General features: G+C 39.8%; 15 protein-coding genes. 13 read left to right on the top strand and 2 right to left on the bottom strand.

What is annotated here, in order from left to right; all coding sequences use genetic code 11:
- Positions 1-4 precede the first annotated feature (4 nt).
- The 13 genes from rnc (at position 5) to H8692_RS06320 (ending at position 19,028) form a co-directional block, all read left to right on the top strand.
- Entirely contained in the window at positions 5-691 is a 687-nt protein-coding gene (gene rnc, locus H8692_RS06260; protein ID WP_177267574.1) for a ribonuclease III, read from the top strand.
- A gap of 3 nt (positions 692-694) precedes the next feature.
- Positions 695-4,231 (top strand): chromosome segregation protein SMC, encoded by a 3,537-nt coding sequence (gene smc / locus H8692_RS06265; protein WP_187525260.1) that lies wholly within the window; start codon positions 695-697, stop codon positions 4,229-4,231.
- Positions 4,232-4,255: 24 nt separating this feature from the next.
- Positions 4,256-5,155, top strand: a complete 900-nt coding sequence (ftsY, locus tag H8692_RS06270) for a signal recognition particle-docking protein FtsY (protein WP_177267576.1) — start codon at positions 4,256-4,258, stop codon at positions 5,153-5,155.
- Positions 5,148-6,473: a ribosome biogenesis GTPase Der gene (gene der / locus H8692_RS06275; RefSeq protein WP_187525261.1), complete on the top strand. Its 1,326-nt coding sequence runs from the start codon at positions 5,148-5,150 to the stop codon at positions 6,471-6,473. The genes ftsY and der overlap by 8 nt, the downstream gene beginning before the upstream one ends.
- Positions 6,466-7,089, top strand: coding sequence for a glycerol-3-phosphate 1-O-acyltransferase PlsY (gene plsY / locus H8692_RS06280; RefSeq protein WP_207722963.1), 624 nt, complete (start codon positions 6,466-6,468; stop codon positions 7,087-7,089). The genes der and plsY overlap by 8 nt, the downstream gene beginning before the upstream one ends.
- Positions 7,090-8,088, top strand: a complete 999-nt coding sequence (locus H8692_RS06285) for an NAD(P)H-dependent glycerol-3-phosphate dehydrogenase (protein ID WP_207722964.1) — start codon at positions 7,090-7,092, stop codon at positions 8,086-8,088.
- 4 nt (positions 8,089-8,092) lie between these two features.
- Positions 8,093-9,430 (top strand): tRNA (N6-isopentenyl adenosine(37)-C2)-methylthiotransferase MiaB, encoded by a 1,338-nt coding sequence (gene miaB, locus H8692_RS06290; RefSeq protein ID WP_187525262.1) that lies wholly within the window; start codon positions 8,093-8,095, stop codon positions 9,428-9,430.
- A gap of 36 nt (positions 9,431-9,466) precedes the next feature.
- Positions 9,467-11,314, top strand: a complete 1,848-nt coding sequence (locus H8692_RS06295; protein WP_177267579.1) for a DUF975 family protein — start codon at positions 9,467-9,469, stop codon at positions 11,312-11,314.
- A gap of 85 nt (positions 11,315-11,399) precedes the next feature.
- Entirely contained in the window at positions 11,400-12,878 is a 1,479-nt protein-coding gene (spoIVA, locus tag H8692_RS06300; protein ID WP_177267580.1) for a stage IV sporulation protein A, read from the top strand.
- 55 nt (positions 12,879-12,933) lie between these two features.
- The gene (locus tag H8692_RS06305) at positions 12,934-14,295 is read left to right on the top strand and encodes an MFS transporter (RefSeq protein WP_177267581.1); all 1,362 of its coding nucleotides are present in this window, start codon (positions 12,934-12,936) and stop codon (positions 14,293-14,295) included.
- A 72-nt stretch (positions 14,296-14,367) separates the two neighbouring features.
- On the top strand, positions 14,368-15,642 hold the full coding sequence (gene hisD / locus H8692_RS06310) for a histidinol dehydrogenase (RefSeq protein WP_187525263.1): 1,275 nt from the start codon (positions 14,368-14,370) through the stop codon (positions 15,640-15,642).
- A 65-nt stretch (positions 15,643-15,707) separates the two neighbouring features.
- A complete protein-coding gene (locus tag H8692_RS06315; RefSeq protein WP_177267583.1) occupies positions 15,708-16,007 on the top strand; it encodes a DUF4491 family protein in 300 nt (99 codons plus the stop codon).
- Positions 16,008-16,463: 456 nt separating this feature from the next.
- Positions 16,464-19,028, top strand: a complete 2,565-nt coding sequence (locus H8692_RS06320; RefSeq protein WP_187525264.1) for an Ig-like domain-containing protein — start codon at positions 16,464-16,466, stop codon at positions 19,026-19,028.
- 158 nt (positions 19,029-19,186) lie between these two features.
- Here H8692_RS06320 and H8692_RS06325 read toward each other — a convergent pair whose 3' ends face one another.
- The gene (locus H8692_RS06325) at positions 19,187-20,626 is read right to left on the bottom strand and encodes an MFS transporter (protein ID WP_187525265.1); all 1,440 of its coding nucleotides are present in this window, start codon (positions 20,624-20,626) and stop codon (positions 19,187-19,189) included.
- A gap of 53 nt (positions 20,627-20,679) precedes the next feature.
- Positions 20,680-22,173: a carboxylesterase/lipase family protein gene (locus tag H8692_RS06330; protein WP_177267586.1), complete on the bottom strand. Its 1,494-nt coding sequence runs from the start codon at positions 22,171-22,173 to the stop codon at positions 20,680-20,682.
- Between the last annotated feature and the right edge of the window lie 54 nt (positions 22,174-22,227).

Here is a 22,227-nt window from a genome sequence, read left to right on the forward strand (position 1 = left end):
ATATATGGAGGATATCAGACAGCTTCAACAGAAGATCGGTTATCATTTTAATGATATAGATGTTCTTAAAAATGCTGTTACTCATAGTTCATATATCAAAGAGCATGACAGAAACAGCAAGAGCAATGAACGTCTTGAGTTTCTGGGGGACGCGTTTTTTGACGCTATAATAGGTGAAGAACTATATAGAAGCTTTCCTGAAAAAGAGGAAGGCTTTTTGTCGAGGACAAGAGCTACTCTTGTATGTGAAAAGTCATTGGCTAATGAAGCAAGGCGGCTGGATCTGGGGAAATATATTATGCTTGGAAACGGCGAGGAACATAATGGAGGAAGATTCAGAGAGTCTATATTGGCAGATACTATGGAAGCTGTGATAGGTGCCGTATATTTGGACGGAGGGTTTAATGCAGTAAAGACTGTGGTCCTTAGTTTGTTTGATGAATCCATAAAAGATGTAAAACGCGGTAAATTTATTATCGTTGATTATAAGACTACATTGCAGGAAAAGCTGCAGAATAAGGGCGAGGCAAATATAAAATATGTGCTGCTTAAAGAATCCGGGCCGGATCATGATAAGACTTTTCAGGTTCAGCTTGAGGTAAATGGGAGAGCAATGACAAAGGGAACGGGAAAAAGCAAAAAGCAGGCTGAACAGAGTGCGGCAAAGGCCATGCTTGAAAGGGAGCTGTAATCAATGTATTTTAAAAAGATAGAAATGCATGGGTTTAAATCTTTTGCCGAACCTGTCGCAATAGAATTCGATCAGGGTATAACATGCATTGTCGGACCTAATGGAAGCGGCAAAAGTAATATAAGTGATGCCATCAGATGGGTTCTGGGAGAGCAAAGTCCTAAAATGCTGCGCGGAGGAAAGATGGAAGAAGTTATCTTTTCAGGAACAGACAGCAGAAAATCAAGAGGGATGGCAGAAGTCACCCTTGTAATAGACAATGAAAACGGAAGTCTGCCTATAGACTATAAAGAGGTAGCTCTTACAAGGTGTATGTTTAGATCGGGGGAGAGCGAATACCGGATAAACGGAAATCAGTGCAGACTTCGAGATATAAGAGACCTCATTATGGATACGGGAATAGGTGTAGATGGGTACTCTATAATAGGACAGGGTAAAATATCAGATATACTGAGCAATAAGACTGACAGCAGAAGAGAGATATTTGAAGAGGCTGCGGGTATTGTCACATATAGGACAAAAAAGGCAGAAGCCGAGAGAAAACTGGCGTCAACCAGCGCTAATATGGAACGTCTGAGTGATATAATAGGTGAATTGGAAGGCAGGATAGGAAGTCTTAAGGAAAGCAGCCTGAAAGCTAAGGAATACCTGAAACTGAGAGAGAGGTATAAAGAACTTGAAATAAATATCACTCTTAAGAATATAGAAAATCTTGAACTTAAGAATGAGTATATCAAGGATGATCTTACAGAGCTGAAACTTACTATGGATAGTTTAGGCGATAAGAAAATCGGCTTTGAAAAAAGTCTTGAGGAATATAACTCCAGAAATGAAAATCTTGAGACATTATCATCTGAAACTCGCATTAAATTGCTTACTGCTATAGATGAACTGAATGAAACTGTAAACAAATGTCAGTTGGATAGTGAACGTGCAGCATCGATAGATGAGAATATACAAAGGCTTAAGGATGAAATAAGCTCTTTGACAGAGAAATTGAATATTGAGAAGAAGACAGAGCAGCAGTATATTGAAAAAAAAGCTGAAATAGACAAGGCTCTTTCGGATGCTGCCGGTGTTCTGAGGGAAAAAAGCGAGCTTTACAGCGCTGCGGAAAGCGAGCTTTCTGTTTTGACAGAGCAAACAGAAAAATATAAGAATGATGTATTTGAACTGTCAGGGAAGATAAATTCCGGAAAAGCAGAAAAAAACAGCCTAAAAAGACTTCAGGAGACTCTTGAAAAAAGAAAAGACGCATTGTCACAAGATAAGATGTCAGGCGAAGATAGTAATAAAGAAGCTCTGGACAATCTTAACCGGATAAAAAATCAGAGAGAGCATATAGTCAGTGATTTGAATGATTTGAGAGAAAGGGCAGCAGATGAAAAAGCAAAATTTAGCCGGGATCAGGAAGAAGAACGGTATCTTTCAAAGATCGTGGAGGAACTGCGAATCCTGTTGGGACGTCTTTCGTCAAGAGTAAAAACCATTGAGGAGATGGAAAGCAATTATGAAGGATATAATTATGCTGTAAGACATGTTATGAAGTCAGGGCTTGGAGGTATACACGGAGTTGTGGCCGATCTTATAAAGGTTCCTTCAGGATATGAGACAGCTGTGGAAACAGCTCTGGGGGCATCTTTACAGAATATAGTATGCACAGATGACCGAAGTGCCAAAGAAGCTATTAAATCGCTGAGGGAAAACAGTGCAGGAAGAATGACTTTCCTGCCGGTAAGTTCAGTAAGAGGCAGAGCTTATAAAAATAATAGGCTTGAAGGTGAAAATGGTTTTATAGGTTTTGCTCCTGATTGTCTTGACTATGATGAGCAGTATAAAAATATTATAGATTATTTGCTGGGCAGAGTTGTTTTCGTAGATAATATGGATAATGCTCTTAAAATGTCAAAGATAGTATCGGATTTTAGATTTGTAACCTTAGATGGAGACGTAATAAATGCCAGAGGAGCAATAACCGGAGGAAAGTACAGAAACAAGACGGCTAATATTCTCGATAGAAAAGCAGAGATAATATCTCTTCGAAAAGAGATATTATTAAAATCAGATGAACAGAAATCCAAAGAGATGCAGATGGAAGAACTCAGAGAAAAACTCGGGAGATTTTCTGAAACTATTGCTGAATCAGAGAAGGCTATCAGGCAAAAGGAGAAGGAGCTTTTATCTCTGGAAAATGAAATAAAGCTGACAGAGACAATACTGAAAGATATAAGATCAGGAACAGACAAGCTTGAAAAAGAGCTTGATAATATTAACGCTGAGAAAGAAAACTCCAGAAAAATGGTTCTGGAAATAGAAAACAAAATAGAAAAAGATGAGAAAGCTTTAAAAGAGGCTGAACGACTTGGAAGAGAGCATCAGGAACTTTATCTGAAGAGAAAAGAGTCTTTTGAGGTTATAAGCAGAAAAATTACGGAAGACAGAATAGCTGTCAGCAGATTAGAAAGTGAAAAAGTTCATATAGAGTCTATGGAGAACAGAGTTAGGAGCTCTGCAGGGCAGCTGGAAAAAGATATATCGCTGAAAGGAAGTCAGCTTGAATCTCTAAGAGAAGAGCGACAGCGTCTTATATCGGATAATAGCGATGCGGATGGAGTCATTAGGAAAAAAGAAGAGGAAAAAAAGCGCCTTGAAAGTTGTCTTAATGAGATATCGGAAGAAAAAGCTGATCTTGCAGGAAGAATCTCTGAGCTTAATTCGGAAAAAGAGGCAGTTACAGGCAGACTTGAAAGCGTCCAAAATCAGAAATATGAGCTGGAAATAAAGAATGCTAAAAATGAAACCCAGTTGGATACATATAAAAATAAACTGTGGGAGGATTTTGGGGTTTCATATATCCAGGCCATGGAATTTAAAAGTGATGAATTTGTTATGTCTCTTGCTGTCAGGGAAAACAGAGAGGTAAAGAGCAGGCTTAAGGACCTTGGGGAGGTCAATGTAGGCGCTATTGAAGAATATGAGACTGTCAGAGAGCGATATGATTTTCTGATGAGCCAGAGAGAAGATATACAGGAAGCTGTTAACGGTCTTACCAAGATGATTGATGATATGGATAAAACCATAAAGATCAAGTTTAAAGAAAGCTTTGATAAGATAGTAGTTAATTTTGAGAGGAAATTCAGAGAACTGTTTGGCGGAGGCCATGCAGAGCTTCGTCTTTCAGATGAAAAAGATCCCCTTGGATCCAATATAGATATAGTGGCACAGCCGCCCGGAAAGCGGCTGCAGAATATTAATCTTCTGTCCGGCGGTGAGAAAACTCTTACAGCCATAGCATTGATGTTTGCTGTTCTTGAGGCCAAGCCTACGCCTTTTTGTATTTTAGATGAGGTGGAAGCAGCACTTGATGATGCTAATATAGACAGATTCATAAATTGCCTTAGGAAGTTTACCGGAATACAGTTTGCTCTGGTTACACATCAGAAGGCCACTATGGAGCATGCTGATGTTCTGTATGGTATAACGATGCCGGAAAAGGGAGTTTCCAAAGTACTCTCACTTAACCTTGAAGGTGATTTTTAAATATAATGAAAAGGGAGAATTAAAATGCTTAGTGAAGGAAAAAAACGTTCCTTTTTAGGAAAGCTCTCACGGAAGATAGGTGATGCTCTTATGGGCAGAGCAGCAGTGGATGAAGATTTTCTTGAAGAGCTCGAAGAAATATTAATAACATCTGACATAGGAATGGAAACGACCATGAAGATCGTAGATATACTTCGTGACGAGATAAGATCAAATAAACTTTCCGATCCGGAAGATATAAAGCAGAGTCTCAGTCAGATAATAACCAGACTTATAGATAAAGATGCCGACCATACTCTTTGCAAGGATATACCTCTGGTGATTTTGATGATAGGAATAAACGGAGGAGGAAAAACGACTTCCATAGGTAAGATAGCATATAAACTTAAAAATGAAGGAAAGACTGTCATGCTGGCTGCTGCCGATACCTTCAGAGCTGCAGCGGCAGAACAGCTTTGTATATGGGGAGACAGGGTAGGTATTAATGTTGTTAAACATGGAGAAGGCTCAGATCCGTCTGCTGTTATTTACGATGCTATTCAGTCGGCCAAGGCAAAAAATATAGATGTACTTATTTGTGATACTGCAGGAAGACTTCAAAACAAGAAAAATCTTATGGATGAGTTAAATAAAATGAATAAAGTTATAGGAAGGGAATTCCCTGAGGCAGCCAGAGAAAATTTACTGGTTCTGGACGCTACAACAGGTAAGAATGCAGTATCTCAGGTGAAAGAATTTGGAGATGTCACTGATATAACAGGTATAATCCTGACAAAACTTGACGGAACAGCAAAGGGTGGTATAGTAATAACTATAGCTGATGAATTTGATATGCCGGTAAAATTTATCGGAGTAGGAGAAGGGCTGGAAGATTTGAAAGAATTTGATCCGGCTGAATTTGCGGAAGGAATCACTTATGAGTAAACCGTTAGTAGCAGTAGTGGGGCGGCCTAATGTAGGAAAGTCCACATTTTTCAATAAAGTAGTAGGGAAACGAGTATCTATAGTAGAGGATACTCCCGGTGTTACCAGAGACAGGATATATGCTGAAGCCGAATGGTCGGGCATACATTTTGCTCTGATAGATACGGGCGGAATCGAGCCGGAGAGCAAAGACGTAATACTTTCTCAGATGAGAGAACAGGCGGAAGCTGCTATGGATACATCAGATGTTATACTTTTCATGGTGGATGGAAAGGACGGCATAACAGCTTCCGACAGAGAAGTTGCAGCTATGCTGATGAAGACAGGAAAAAAGATTGTACTGGCAGTAAATAAAATAGATACAGCAAAGATCCCTGATGATTTTTATGATTTTTATGAACTGGGACTGGGAGAGCCCATACCCGTTTCAGCAGCGAATATGCTCAATCTCGGAGATCTGTTGGATCGTATCATAGAGAGTTTTCCTCAAGGAGCGGGACAAGAAGAGGAAGACTCTGTTAAAATAGCTATGATAGGAAAACCCAATGTCGGAAAATCATCTCTTATAAATAAGCTTTTAGGGGAGAATAGAGTGATCGTATCTCCTATAGCGGGCACCACCCGTGATTCTATAGATACTCCATTTGAAAAGGACGGCGAAAGATATCTTCTCATAGATACTGCGGGAATAAGGCGAAGGAGTAAAGTCAGTGAGAATATAGAAAAGTTCAGTGTAGTAAGGGCTGTAGCAGCTATAGAACGGTGCGATGTATGTATGCTCATGATCGATGCTCAGGACGGTATAACAGAGCAGGATAAGAAAATAGCCGGTATAGCACACGATGCGGGAAAGGGTATAGTTATTGTAGTAAATAAATGGGATCTTATAGACAAAGAGACCAATACAATGAATACCTTCAGAAAAGAGATAGCCAAGGAATTGGCATTTATGTCGTATGCACCCATTGTCTTTATATCTGTACTGACAGGGCAGCGTGTGGATAATGTCATAAAAATGGCAAGATATGTAGCTGAAAACAGAGCTATGCGAGTGCCTACAGGGCAGCTCAACAATTTGGTTTCAGATGCCATGATGATGAAACAGCCTCCGTCAGATAAGGGCAGAAGGCTTAAGATATATTATGTCACTCAGGTGGGCGTGAAGCCTCCTCTGTTTTCCTTTAAAGTAAACTCCAGATCTCTTATGCATTTTTCATATGCCAGATATATGGAGAATAAAATAAGAGAAGCGTTTGGTTTCGAAGGAACTTCAATAAAATTTGTATTCAGAGAAAAGGGAGAAAAAGAAAATGAGTGATATGTGGCTTTGTATATTGTCTGTTGTAATAGCATACTTTATAGGGAATATTTCTCCATCTATTTTAATGGCAAAAGCTAAAGGTATAGATATAAGAAACGAAGGCAGCGGAAACGCCGGAACTACTAATGCCCTCAGGGTTATGGGCAAGAAGGCGGGTGCCGTGACCCTCATTATTGATGTTTTAAAAGGAACCTGCGCTGTTTTGCTGGGAAGTCTTTTGGCTGGACATACGGGGGCGATGTGGTGTGTTGTCGCTGTTTTCTTTGGTCATGTTTGGCCTGTATTTTTCGGATTCAGAGGAGGAAAGGGCGTAGCTACAGCATTTGGAGCGCTTATGGGACTTAATCCTCTTTTGGGGCTTGCTACTTTGGCAATAGTGGTGGCAGGAGTATTGATTACGAGACGGATGTCGGTAGGTTCTATATTAGGGGCTGTATGTTTTCCTGTACTTTCATTTTTTATGGAGAAAGATTTTATATATCTGGGAATAGTAGTGGCTGTTATAGTTCTGATAAAGCACAGAGCTAATATCATAAGGCTTTTCAGAGGAGAGGAGCCTGTAATGAGTATATTTGAGAGAAAAACAGACACGAAGAAACAGGAGGAAAAATAAATGATCAGTACTATAGGTATAATAGGAGCAGGCAGCTGGGGAACAGCGCTGGCCACAGTTCTTGCAGGAAAAGGAAATAAAGTAAGAATATGGGACATAGATGAAAAACATCTTAAATCTATGGAAGATAACCGGGAAAATGTAGATTATCTTCCGGGAGTAGCTTTAAATGATAATATTGGTATTTCATATACAGTTGAGGAAGCTCTTATCGGTGCTGATACAGTGTTGTTTTCTGCTCCGGCCCAGCACTTCAGAAGTGCTTTGCAGTCTGCTGCCGAATATATAGATGATAAATCTGTAGTGATAAATGTGGCTAAGGGAATAGAACAAAAGAGTCTTGCCAGAATGTCGGAGATAGCTTCCGAGGTTCTTGACATGGATAGATATGTTGTTCTTTCAGGACCGTCTCATGCGGAAGAAGTAGGAAGAAGACTTCCCACTACTGTGGCGGCTGCATCATATAACCTGCAGGCAGCAGAGAAGATTCAGGATCTGTTTATGACTGACAGATTCAGAGTATACACTACTGAAGATGTTGTAGGGGTGGAACTGGGAGGAGCCCTTAAGAATATCATTGCTTTGGGCGCCGGAATATCAGATGGTATGGGTTTTGGAGATAATGCCAAAGCGGCTCTTATGACGAGAGGTTTAGCGGAAATAACGAGATTGGGACTGAAATTAGGGGCCAGACCTGAGACCTTTGCAGGACTTACAGGAACAGGAGATCTGATTGTCACATGTACAAGTATGCACTCGAGAAATAGGAGATGCGGAATAATGATAGGAGAAGGTATGAGCCCTGATGAAGCGACAGAGAAGGTAGGCATGGTAGTGGAAGGAATGTTCACGACAGAGGCTGCTTATGAGCTGGCTAAAAGAGAGGGTGTGGAGATGCCTATTACAGAGGCAATTTACAGAGCTGTAAAGGGAGAAGTCACGGCAGCAGAAGCTGTAGAGATTCTGATGGGCAGAAATAAAAAGCACGAACAAGGATAAGAAAATGGATTTATTGAAGGGCAAAAAATACAATATCATAACATTTGGCTGTCAGATGAATGAACATGATTCTGAGACGATATCGGGAATGCTTCAGGAAAGAGGATGTCAGGAGACCTTTTCAAAAGATGATTCGGATATAACAATAATAAATACTTGCAGCATAAGGGAGAATGCTGATAAAAGATTTTTCGGCACACTTGGACAGCTTAAAAAGCTAAAAGAGAAGAACCCGGAATATGTAGCTTGCGTATGCGGCTGTATGATGCAGCAGCAGCATATAATAGATACTGTAAAAAGCAAATATCCATGGGTGGATATAATATTCGGAACTCATAATATACATAGATTTCCGCAGCTTCTTGAAAAAGTATACGGAGAAAAGAAAAAAATGGCTGAAATATTTGAAGACAGCCCTGAGATAGTTGAAGGATTACCGTCAAAGAGGTTATATAAGCATAAGGCTTTTGTAAATGTTATGTATGGCTGCAACAATTTCTGTACATATTGTATAGTTCCGTATACCAGAGGAAGAGAAAAAAGCAGGAGTCCGGAAGATATAGTTAAAGAAATCAGGACTCTTACGGGAGATGGCGTAAAAGAGGTAACTCTTCTTGGACAGAACGTAAATTCTTACAGGGGGGCGGGCGGTAATGGCAAATTTTATGATTTTGCGGATCTAATATATATGATAAATGATATAGAGGGGCTCGAGCGTATCAGATTTATGACATCTCATCCCAAAGACCTGTCAGATAAACTGATTCAGGCTTATGTTGACTGCGAAAAATTATGTAATTATATACATCTGCCGGTTCAGGCCGGAAGCAATACGGTTCTTAGCAGGATGAACAGACATTATACAAGAGAAAAGTATCTGGAGCTGGTTCATAAACTGCGGAAGGCTGTTCCGGATATAACAATAAGCACTGATATAATAGTCGGATTTCCGGGTGAAACAGATGAGGATTTCCGGGAGACATTATCTCTTGTGAGAGAAGTTGAATATGATTCGGCATTTACATTTCTTTATTCAGTGAGGAAGGGGACTCCCGCCGCTGAATATGAAGATCAGATCCCTGAAGAAATCAAACACCGGCGCTTTGACAGTCTGGTAGACGCAGTTAACGAAGGGAGCGCACGGAGGAATGCCCTTTATAAGGGGCGTGTGGAAAAAGTTCTTGTTGAAGGTGTGAGCAAAAAGAATGAGCATACTCTGACTGGAAGAACGGAAGGATTTAAGCTTGTTGATTTTAAAGGTGACAGAGATTTAATAGGACAGATTATAGATGTAGAGATAACTGAAGGAAAAACTTTCAGTTTAGCGGGCAAGGTATTATAGAGATATTTGAAACAGCAATCATATCAGGAGATATAGATGATAGACAGAAAGGAACTTAAACGTAACGGCAGACGATCTCTTAAAAAGCATTATTGGCTGTTTGTCGCCATATGTCTTTTTGCGGCATTCATAGGGGCAGAGTTTGTCACATCTTTGGATGTGGTTCGATATAATGAGAATTACTATATAGGCGGCGAATATTCTGATCTGCAGTCGGAAGAAGGCGTTGAGCTCAATGGCGGAGATATAGCGGAAAGAGTCATATCTGCAATGCTGATTGGGGGGCTTGATTCGGGGAAAGCGTTGTCAAAAGAAGTGGAGTATAATATCAAAGCTAAGAATAACAGTGAGATATTAGGACGGGATAAAGGTGTATTTTCGAGCATAGCCAACTCTGTAAATTCCGGGAAAATATATGTGAATATATTTGACAAGGCTGAACATGTATTTAAGTCTAAAAATGCTGTGATAATATCTTTTATTATCGTTGCTGTCTTCATACATCTGATACTTCTTTTTATGCTGAGAGATTGTTTTATTGTGACTTCTAGGCGTATATTTCTTGAAGGAAGGATATATGATAAGGTCCCCATATCTACTTTTGGATTCCTGCCGAGATCCGGCAAGTGGATAAAGTCAGCCTTTACTATGCTGATGTTGTCCGTTTACGGTACTTTATGGACTTTTACTATTGTAGGTCTGCCTGTTAAATATTATTCGTATTATATGGTTCCGTATATCGTGGCGGAGAATCCTGATATAAAAGCTAATGAGGCCATAACATTATCCAGGCGGATAATGAAAGGTCATAAGTGGGAATGTTTTAAGATCTTCTTAAGCTTTATTCCGTGGTTTATTCTGGACGGAGTTACATTGGGCCTTTCGGCATTGTTTTACACCAATGCTTACAGAAGTGCAGTATATTGTGAATTTTATAAGGAAGTACGAAGGCTTGCCAAAGAAAAAAGTGTCCCCGGAACAGAATTGTTAAATGATACATATCTTTTCGAGAAGCCTGATATGTCAGTGATGGAGAAAAGTTACGCAGACGTATTGGAATATACAAGGGAACCGGTTCTCGAAATGCAGAAGGCAACAGGAATAAGGGGGATACTGGAAAATTGGCTCGGAATAATGCCTTTGGGTACTCCAAAAGATCTTGAATATGAGAAAAAACAAAATAAAATATATAATATTCAAAGGCTGAGACATATCTTTGACGGAAACTCGTATCCTTGGAGATTGTCACCTATAAAAGTGCGCCGAAAAAAGATAAATCTGGATACACCGAATTATATGAGAAATTATTCTGTTCCCTCTCTGATAATTCTGTTTTTTGTGTTTTCTTTTATAGGATGGGCATGGGAAGTGAGTCTTCATCTTGTGAGAGACGGCGTGTTTGTCAATCGGGGTGTTATGTACGGACCGTGGCTTCCTATATATGGATCGGGCGGCATTATGATATTAGTAATGCTTAACCGACTCCGAAAAAATCCTCTTGCGGAATTTATTGCTGCTGTCATATTATGTGGGATCGTGGAATATTTTACATCTCTGTATCTGGAAGTTGCTTTGGGACACAAATGGTGGGATTACAGCGGATATTTCCTCAATTTGAATGGGCGTATATGCGCGGAAGGTCTTCTGACTTTTGGAGTGGGGGCTATGGCGGTGGTATATGCTCTGGCTCCGGCACTCGATAATCTTATACGTAAAATCAGACTTAATGTACTGATTCCTGTCTGCATTGTATTAGTATGTGTTTTTTCTTTTGATCATTGGTATTCATCGAAGCATCCTAATTCAGGAAAGGGAATCACCAATTCGGATGTCAGGATAATAGCTCAGTTTGGAGACGGGAGAGACTATTATCAAAAATTATGATATAAACATTAAAAACAAGAATAAAAACAAAGCCTCCTCATATACTATATTGATTTACAGTCAAGGACATGGGGAGGTATTTATTTTGGAAAATATAAATATTTACGAAAACATAGGCAAAAGGACAGGCGGCGATATTTACATAGGAGTAGTGGGGCCTGTAAGGGCAGGTAAATCTACATTTATAAAGAGGTTTATGGATCTGATGGTAATCCCCAATGTAAAAAATACGTATGAAAAACAAAGAATACTGGATGAAATGCCGCAGAGCGGTACAGGCAGAACTATAACGACTACTGAACCTAAGTTTATCCCTGCGGAAGCTGTCAAGCTTGAGCTTGACAGTAGTCTTAATTTAAAAGTGAGGATGGTGGATTGTGTAGGCTATATGGTTCCGGGAGCGATGGGCCATATGGAGGACGGACAGATGCGTATGGTATCCACTCCTTGGAATGATGAAAAGATCCCATTTGAAGAGGCTGCTGAAATAGGCACTGAAAAGGTAATAAAAGATCATTCTACTGTCGGTATTGTAATAACTACTGATGGTTCTATAGGAACTATGGAAAGAAGCAGCTATGAGTCGGCAGAAGAACGAGTTATAAATCAGCTGCGAGAGCTTAATAAACCATTTGTCGTGCTGCTTAATTCTGTAAAGCCTTCATCAGACAGTGTTAAGGAACTTGCCGACAGAATGTCAGAAAAATATGGAGTTCCCGTTATGAGAATAGACTGTGCTAAAGCTACAGAGGCAGAGCTTAACAAGGTTATGACGGAGATGTTGGGCAGATTTCCTGTGAAGGAGATAACATTTCGCATACCTGGATATATGGAAGGTTTGGCTTCAGATCACTGGCTCAAAGAACAGGTAACAGATGATATAAGATATTGGGCTCAAAGTTTTGACACCATAGAGGAATTCAAGAAAATGGCCGGTGAACTGGCTGACGGAGATACAATAGAAAGTACTGAGATCAGAAACATAGATATGGGTACCGGAGAAATAGAACTGAGGCTTAATATGGCAGAAGATCTTTATTATAGAATCATCACTGAGCTGATGGGTACCCGGGTGGACAACGATTATGAATTCTTTAATCTTCTTGGTGAGTTTGCAGACGCAAAAAAAGCTTATGATAAACTGAGAAGTGCTATGCAGCAAGTAGAAGAGCGGGGATACGGCATAGTAGAGCCTAAGTTGAGTGAAATGGTTCTTGACGAACCTGAAGTATTTAGACAGGGGAATAAATATGGAATAAAAATAACAGCTAAAGCACCTACTCTTCATATAATAAGAACTGATATAACTACTGAGATATCTCCGGTGGTAGGCAGTGAAAAACAGTCTGAGGATCTTGTGAACAGCCTTAAGGAAGAGATGGAAAATTCTCCTAACAGTATATGGGATACCAATATATTCGGGAAGTCTTTATATGAGATGGTTGCCGAACAAATGGAAAATAAGATCGCAGGAGTTCCCGATAATATAAGAGTAAAGATGCAGAAGTCATTGCAGAAAATAAGTGATGAAGGAAAAGAATATTTTATATGTATTGTAATCTGATGGGTTTATTTTAGAAAAAATAGTATTTAACAGCCATATAGTATATAATAACAATATGGAAAAGAATCAACAGAGAGCAATAATAACAGTAGTGATAATAACAGCCTTTATCACTACATTTACAGGCAGCGCGCTTAATCTTTCGGTTCCTGACATAGGAGACCAGTTTGGTGTAAGCGCCGGAACGGTAGGCTGGCTCATAACAGGGTATACACTTGCTGTGGCGGCATTTTCGGTGCCGCTTGGCAGGCTGGCTGATATAACATGCAGAAAAACGGTTCTTGTGGCGGGGATAGTGATTTTTGTAGTCTGCTGCGCTGCAGCCGTTTTTTCCGTGTCTATGGTTATGCTTCTTGCTGTAAGGATAATACAGGGGATCGGCGCTTCTATGATATTCAGTACTAATACAGCAGTGCTTATCAGTGCTTTTCCCGGAGAAAGAAGAGGAAGAGTTCTTGGATATTCCCTTGCATCGACTTATGTGGGGCTTTCAGCAGGCCCTGTTATAGGAGGTTTTCTCAATTATAATTTCGGATGGAAATCAATTTTTATGCTTACGGGACTTCTGGGGGCTATTGCATTTTTTGCAGCCATCTTTAAGCTCCCCGGAGAAAAATCTGAAAATCGCGGAAAATCACCGGATATGTCGGGAAACATTCTTTATGTAATATTCATAGTAATGATGATGTATGGTCTTTCGGAAATCGGTAAGGGAATGATTTATGTATTAATTACTGCTGTTGGTGTTATATTGGGAATATTGTTTATAATACATGAATCCAGAAGCGAGGATCCCATAGTAAATGTTACTCTTTTCAGAGAGAACAAAGGATATGCTTTTTCTAATATATCGGCTATGCTCAATTACGGAGCTACTTTTGCAATAAGTTATCTTATCTCTATATATCTGCAGGTGGTGATGGGATATTCATCACAGACAGCGGGGCTTATTATGATATTTCAGCCCATTATCATGGCGGTGCTTTCACCTGTCATGGGTAGATTTTCAGATAGGATCTCTCCTTTCAAAATGTCTTCTGTGGGAATGGCATTCTGTGCAGCAGGAACATTTATATTTATCTTCATAGGACGGGAAACGCAAATTTTTGTTATAATCATGGCTCTGGTAATTACAGGTCTGGGATTTTCACTTTTTTCATCTCCTAATACCAATGCTGTAATGTCGTGTGTGGATAAAGCTGAATATGGAGTGGCATCCTCTATATTGGCTACCATGAGATCTATAGGACATACGCTGAGTATGGTGATTGTAACTATAACTGTTACGATGCTGATAGAGGACATGCCTCTGGCGGATGCTCCTGCAGAGGTTCTTATAAAAGTCATAAGGATTTCCTTTATAGTATTTACATTGATTTGTACGGCAGGAGTCTTTATTTCCCTTAAGAGAAAATAAGGATAGTTGACAATATATTTTCACTATTATATAGTATTATGATAAAGTGATAAACACAGGAGGGATGCAGCAATGATAGAATTAAAGACTTCAAAGACGAGATCTGAAGAAGACAGAAGTCGATTGAGAGAAACAGTGGGAAAGATAATAGACAGTGTAATAAAAAACGGAGATAAAGCGCTTAAAGAGTATAACAGTAGATTTGACCGCTGCAAAAGGGAGTTTATCAGAATATCTTCCGATGAGATAAAAGAAGCGTACGATAAGGTACCGGCCGGTGAAGTAGAGGATATAAAAAAAGCTGCGGACAATATAAGAGCTTTTGCCGAAGCACAGAAAGGAACTGTAGGATCTTTGAAAAATTTTTCCCCATCTGAAGGAATAATACTCGGTCATAGAGTGATCCCTGTGGATTCGTGCTGCTGTTATGTTCCGGGAGGAGGATATCCACTTTATTCTACAGCACTTATGCTGGGAATACCGGCAAAGGTGGCAGGAGTCAGACGTGTGACAGCATGTTCTCCTGTTATAAAAGGAACGGATAGTATTCATCCTAAGACTCTGGTAGCGATGGATGTTGCAGGTATAGATGAAATATATGCCATAGGGGGCGCCCAGGCTGTAGCTGCATTTTCATACGGAACGGATCAGATAGAGCCTGTTGATCTTATAGTAGGGCCGGGAAACAGCTTTGTGACGGAAGCCAAAAGACAGTGTTATGGAAAAGTGGGTATAGATTTTGTGGCAGGACCGAGTGAAGTGCTGATAATAGCAGATAATACAGCGGACCCTGAGATAATTGCAGCGGATTTGTTGGCGCAGTCCGAACACGACAGAGAAGCAAAAGGAATTCTTGTGACTACTGATGAGATGTTGGGGAAGGCTGTATGGAATGCTGTGGAAAAGCAGCTTCCGACATTGGATACCGAAGAGATTGCAAGGAGTTCATGGAATGATTTTGGGGAGATTCTTATAGCCGATACGTTAGATGAAGCGATCGAATATGCGAATGAATATGCTCCTGAACATCTGGAAGTCAATGTATCTGAAAGCAGGACAGATTATGTGGCTGATAGTCTAAGAAATTTCGGCTCGCTGTTTATAGGCGGCAATACTGCCGAAGTATTCGGTGATTATGCTTCAGGTCCTAATCATACCCTGCCTACACTTGGCGCTTCAAGATATACTGGAGGCGTCTGGGTCGGAACGTTTCTTAAAATATGCACATATCAGAGTATGACTGCTGATGCAATGATGAGTATAGCTCCGCTTGTTTCGAATCTTGCCAGAGGTGAGGGCCTTACAGGTCATGCGAGAGCGGCAGAGATAAGAATGGAAAAACATTGAGTCTGCGTCTTTTTCGGAAAATTGTTAAATTTTAATAAGCACAAACTTTTAAGGATCGGAGCAAAATGAATTTTTTTGGGATTATAATTGGTGTAACAACGTTTATGCTCATTGGTGTTTTTCATGTTATAGTTATAAAATGTGAATATTTTTTTTCTAAAAATATTTGGCCTATATTTCTTCTGTTGGGATTGGCAGCATTGGTCGGCTCACTTTTTGTAAAAGTAAATCTTTGGAGTGGCATACTGGCTGTTTTCGGTATTTCATGCTTGTGGAGCATAAAGGAAATTTTTGAACAGGAAAAACGTGTAGAGAAGGGATGGTTTCCTGAAAATCCTCGAAGAAGACACAATGACAGATATTGATAGGGCAGCTCTGCTTATAAAAAACGCCGGGCTGTTTTTTGTATTATTATATATTTATATGTCTTTGCGCTGTTAATATTCTGACAGCTGTTGTCGGTGATGAGCGATTTGATTTGGATCGCTAATACTGCTGCTCTCGGATATGTTGTATAAACCCAAGGAGAGATCAGATATACTACAGCTAAATTAATAAGGCGAGATCTTGTGAAGGAGTATAAAGTAGGGATTCCCTGTAAAAATGTCAGGGAATCTTTTTGTAATACTGAAAAATATTATTTTGAGATGTTAAGGGAGAGCAGAAAAAGTTGCTTTTGAAAAATTAATAAATCAGCTGCCTATTCTGTAAAAAGAAGTTTTTTAAAAGAGCATAATTTTTCTTGCAAAAAAACTGAGGGGGGGGGTATAATGAACCTGACAAAATTTATTTATATAAATCAATAATTCACAGGAGGACGTATGAAGAAGATAATAAGCAAGGTTCTTGCATTTGTCTTGGTATTATCACTTATCGCGCCATGCATGATGTTTAAGGTAGATGCTGCGACAGTGAGCGGAAGCGGAACTGAAGCCGATCCGTATATTATCAAGAATGAAGCTGATTTTAAAATCTTAGACCAGAAGCAGAAGTATATCTATGCAGAGCTTGGAAACAACATCGAGCTTACTGCAGATGGATATACAATGAATTCTTTTAAAGGGAAACTGGATGGCAAAGGATTTACTATTACCAATAATAAGTCGGGATCTCTTATAAAATCTTTTTATGGAGGCGAGTTAAAGAATTATACATGGGAGCTGTCGGAGTATTCCTATATGGTAGAGGAGCAGTTTCGCGGCAGTGATTATGTATATGACGGTATAACTGCCAAGGGAGATATTTCACTGACATCAAGCAATAATAATGAAGGGCCTCTTCTCGTATATGCAGGTGGGAATACAACTATGAAGAATGTTACTATAGATATGAACTTGACTTCTCCTACATATAACGGGCTGTTCATAGGATATGAGCCGGCTAAAGAGTCAAATTATGTTTTTGAAAACTGCAAAGTAAAGGGAACTTATGTCGGAGATCATATCGGTATATTGTACGGAAACGGTTCCATGGCTCAGGCAGGAGGCAGTGATTACGGACTGCAGCATGTCTTAGGAGTAAATGGAGAGACTGCAACTTCTGAAATTACCGTATCAAACATGGATCTTTCTGAGGCAGAGATCATAGGAATATCATCAAAGCCCCATTTATTGTGCGGCATAAGCTATAAAGCTTCTGATATGGAGACTTTGGAAAATGAACTTGCTGCAAAAGTAACAGGATATGATAAGCTGGTACAAGCTGAAAAGCTTGATGGATATAGTTTTTCACTTAATGATAGTGGTAATCTCAAGATAAATGTGTCTCAGGCAAATGATAAGGTAGGCTACTTTGTGGTATCGGCGGAGGTTTACAGCAATGTATTTTTCAGCAGCGGGAAAACAAACGGTACCATGAAACACTCGATAAGTGAGAAAATAGATGTGGCCGACGGCGTGGATACATATTATTCAAGTCTGGGAAAGGTGAAATTTTATGACGGCCAGAACGGGGAACCGGGGACTGCGGGATTAAGCGGCAGTCTTGATACTATTACTGTAGACGGCGAAACTTATTATACTCTTACACACAGAGATGATGACATGATATATACTTTCGGTCAGGAGGCAAAGGTATCCAATACATCAAGAGTTGCGAATATGGTAAAAGTATCTGTCTATGACAAGAATAATAAACTTATTAATATCATAAGCAGCGCTGTTTCGGAAGACTTTTCATTGCCTTCCTTTGACACACAGAAAGCATCTGCGGGAACGGATTTATCTGAAATAAATTTATCTGACGGATGGTCTTGGGTAACCCCTGATACAAAGGTGGTGTCAGGAGGACAGATAGCTTTTGCAAAGAAAGGTGCAGAAATAGCCCCTGTAAAGATTGTCGGTGAGATAGAAGTTGAAGGAATAACTCTTAATGCAGAAAAGTTAAATCTTGAAAAGGGAACAGAAAAAACTCTGACCGTAAAAGTTACCCCTGATGATGCCACAGACAAAACCGTAACATGGGAATCGGCCGATGAGAAAATAGCTAAAGTTGATAAAGATGGAAAGGTTACGGGAATAACAAACGGAATCACGAAGGTTAAAGCTAAAGCTGGGAATAAAGAGGCTGAATGCGAAGTGACTGTGTATGAGGTAACTGCGGAAGCTCCAGCCGTTCCGGATGGAACTGTAGAAGAAGTTGTGTCTGGTATGTCAAAGGAAGCTGCGGAAAAAGCTGAGGAAGTGCTGACCTCTATGGTTGAAAAGGTAATCGCAGGCGGTGCAGTTTCCGGTATTGATAAGACTTCAGAAAAAGCTATAAGGGAAGCTGTGGAAAAGGGAGAGATTATAACGACGAAAATTACTTCCGAAGTGCTTGATAAAAAACCTGCAGATTTCGAAAATATTACAAGCGCTGTGGAGAAGCTTGCAGCTAAATACGATGTGAATTTTCAGATTGAGCAGTATCTTGATTTAGGAGTGAATCTACTGATTGACGGAAAAAAAGCCGGAACGATCACAGAACTTGACAGTCCTGTAGAGTTCACCATTGCAATTCCTGAGGAGGTACAAAAGGTTGCGAAAACCTATTTTATAATAAGGAATCATGAGAATACAGACGGAAATATCGAGACATCAGTAATTTCTCCGAAAGTAAATGCTGACGGGACACTGACTTTTACAACAGACAGGTTCTCGACCTATGCACTTGCATATACTTCTGAGGAAATCAAAGAGAATATTGACCAGAGCGGAAGCGGCTGGATAGATGTTGATGATATTAAAGATGATACACCTGGTCAAAATGGGAATGTCAGTGATAAGACTGACACCGGCTCATCGAAGACAGGTGATGACAGCAATATTATTGTTTGGGCAGTATTAATTCTTGCAGCGGGAGCGGGCGTAGTTGCGTCAGGTCTTTACAGCAGAAGGAAAAAAGTATAATAAATGTGTGGTTCTTTCGATTAAAAACAAATAAAATTTTTTGAACGAATTTAAAAGTTCCCATTAATATAGAATTATCTTATATTTGAATGGGAACTTTTTTATATTGGTTAAAGTTTTAAAAATTTAATGTATTATGTTATTTAAGTAAGAGCGGTTTAAAGTATTTCTGTGAAATCTTTTGTTGTATAGCTTTCTCCAGCCTCTTTTTTTGCAAGAGCTTCACGTAGTGCATCATGGTTCTTTTTATTTACAGGATATTTGGAAAATATTATCATACTGATTAGTATAAATAGTGCCGGCAGCAATGTAGCTATAAGAAGTATTCCGTGTACGGAAGTTTGTGTTTGCTGTGCTGCACCGATGTATCCGAAAGCGCTCAGAAGCCATCCGACAGCATTGGTGGCGATAGCACCTCCTAATTTTTGAACGAATTGTGCACAGGCAACGATACTGCCTTCTCTGTGATGTCCATTTATGAATGTATCAATTTCGGCACAATCATATACTGTTGAGTAATACAGTCCCCAAAATGCGCTGGTTGTCAATGCGACGACAGCTCCGTTAATAATCACCTGAGAGAAATTTGAAAGACCCATGAAATAGAATACTACACAGTTTATAACAAACATTATACTGAAAAGAAAAAGTGTTTTCTTTTTACTTCCGATCTTATTGGCTATAATTATTGATATTGGCGTGCAGCATAATGCGATTACAGTGTATATGCTCCAGAAGGCTGCCTGCTGTACTTCTGTCATATGAGCGCAGTATGTGAACATATATACTCCGATACCACTGAACAGAGTATACCCGATGATATAAAACAGCCCTGTGAAAATCAGATTTCTGTATGCCTTCATACGAAATATATCTTTGTATGTATTTATAAAACCCTGACTTTTTTCCTGCTTTTCCATCTCTCTTTGGAGATCGGCTGCAGAGTCTTCCCGGCCTCTGGTTGAGAACCAGCATATCAGACAACAAAGTATTATTATTGCTGCGGCAAGACTGCCGGATATGCACCAGCATGTTTTTATATCTACTCCTTTAGGAACGAGGACTGCCATTATCCACATAGGACCGGAATTGCAGAGGGCTACAAACGGATATGAAAACAAGCCTACAATCATACGCATTGTATTTCTTTCGTTATAATCGTGAGTGACTTCTGCACCGAGAGCCGCATATGGTACACAATAAGTTGTGTAGAATGTCCACATCAATACAGCCATGAGAAGGTAGTAAATACTCTGACCAAGGCCGGTAAACTCATTCGGCAGGAACATTAGGAAAACGATAATGGCCAGAGGCCAGATGCTTCTGAACATCCACGGACGACGTCTTCCTCTTGGGTTTTTTGATTTGTCGGATAAGAACCCCGCTATGGGAGCAGTAACGGCATCCCATAAGATTGCTATAAAAGAAATTGTTCCTGCTATAGCCGGATTAACTTTGGCAACATCGGTTAAAAAAAACAGAAAATAAGTGAAAAACAGGTTGTAAGGTATCGAATCCCCTGCACCGCCCAGACCGTAACCTATTTTTACTGATATAGGAACATGAGCGCTGTTTCTATTGATTCTTACATTTTCCATCAGTTGATTCTCCTTTTTAAACTATAGTAATTGTATATTACGTTTATGTGTACCTAACGGTTATCGGAAAACATTTTATCTATTATGCACCTGGACGCACCCTCAGGATCTTTTTCCATCGTCCACTGACTGTCTATGATCATGGTATTTCTGTCAGCGTCATTATAGGCTGCCCATTGTGGTGCACCTTTTGCAGAAGGTTTGCCGGCTTTTGCAAAGGACGCCCATGCTTCCTGCATCATAGAGGAGAGATTGTCAGGCACATCTAATCCTGTGAAACTTTCTTCCTCTTCCATGTTTCCGAATACGAAAGGGAGCTCTAAAGCATGACATGCACCTAAGCCTTTTATTCTTGATTTCCATGTAAAGTAATACATGTAAACGTCATTGTAGCGGGACTGTTTCTCGGCCATATGTATAGCAGGGAGCCTGAACAGTATTTCATCATTAAGAGCTATATTATTTTCCTTCATGTTATGATTTTGCCTGTATCGGAAAAACTCTTCCCGTACAGCAATTTCGTTTATAAGAGGCGGAGTTGTTATGTAGAGCTGGTCTTCAAGAAACTTTATTGCCATATCGTCAAAGTTGTCAAAATAAAGCTTCCAGTAATTAAATTCGTTTGCATTGGTACCCAGCATCAATTTTATATTTGAAGCGCAGCCGCCGGCAAGTTCTTTGAAAGGGTCTCTCGGAATATCTTCATTATCTGCTTCCGGAGCAAATAGTATGCTGTACTTGGGACCATAGTTTTCTGCCCACGCCGGATATATTTTTCTTATTTCTTCGGTGGGTACTTTTAAAAGCTCATCAATGGTCTCACAGCCTAAACGTGATGCGAAATCAGCGGCATGTTGTTTGCTTAAAAAGCTTCCTTTACAAAGGTTCAATGATCCGCTTTGGGCGATTACTTTATGAAACAGCCCTTTTGCCTTCGGCATTGTCATCAGAAGAGAAACCGAGCCGCCTCCTGCTGATTCACCCAATATAGTGATGTTTTCATTATCTCCTCCGAAGGCGGATATATTTTCTTTGATCCATTGTAAAGCGCATATTTGATCGAGGAGACCGTTGTATCCACTTGTTTTATATTCAGAACCACCGTATTCCTCAAAATTCATGAAACCGAAGAAATTTACACGGTAGTTGAGTGTTACAAAGACGACATCCTGATTTAGAGCAAAATTATATCCATTATAAAGGGGATCAGAGGAACCACCTGATGAGTATGAGCCGCCGTGAATAAATACCATAACAGGTTTTTGAATTCCGGATGCCATATTATGATTCCATATATTCAGTGTCAGACAGTCTTCACTTTGTCCCTGAGAAGAAATGGAGGCTGATTCTATCTCATCTATTTCCTGTACTGCTGTGTGGCCGAAGTTATAGGCCAATATTTGCTGATCCGACTCCGGTATGGGAACGGGGGCTTTGAATCTCAATTCGCCTACGGGCGGCAGTGCATAGGGTATCCCCAGAAATTCACTCATATTGTTGTGGTCCGTTTTACCTATTACAGTTCCTGTTTTTGTTTTAATTTGCATTGTTCTTCCTCCTGATAAATTAATTTTTATACAGCATAACTGAAATAAATTTAA

The organism is Lentihominibacter hominis, assembly GCF_014385065.1.
Classification (GTDB): domain Bacteria; phylum Bacillota; class Clostridia; order Peptostreptococcales; family Anaerovoracaceae; genus Lentihominibacter; species Lentihominibacter hominis.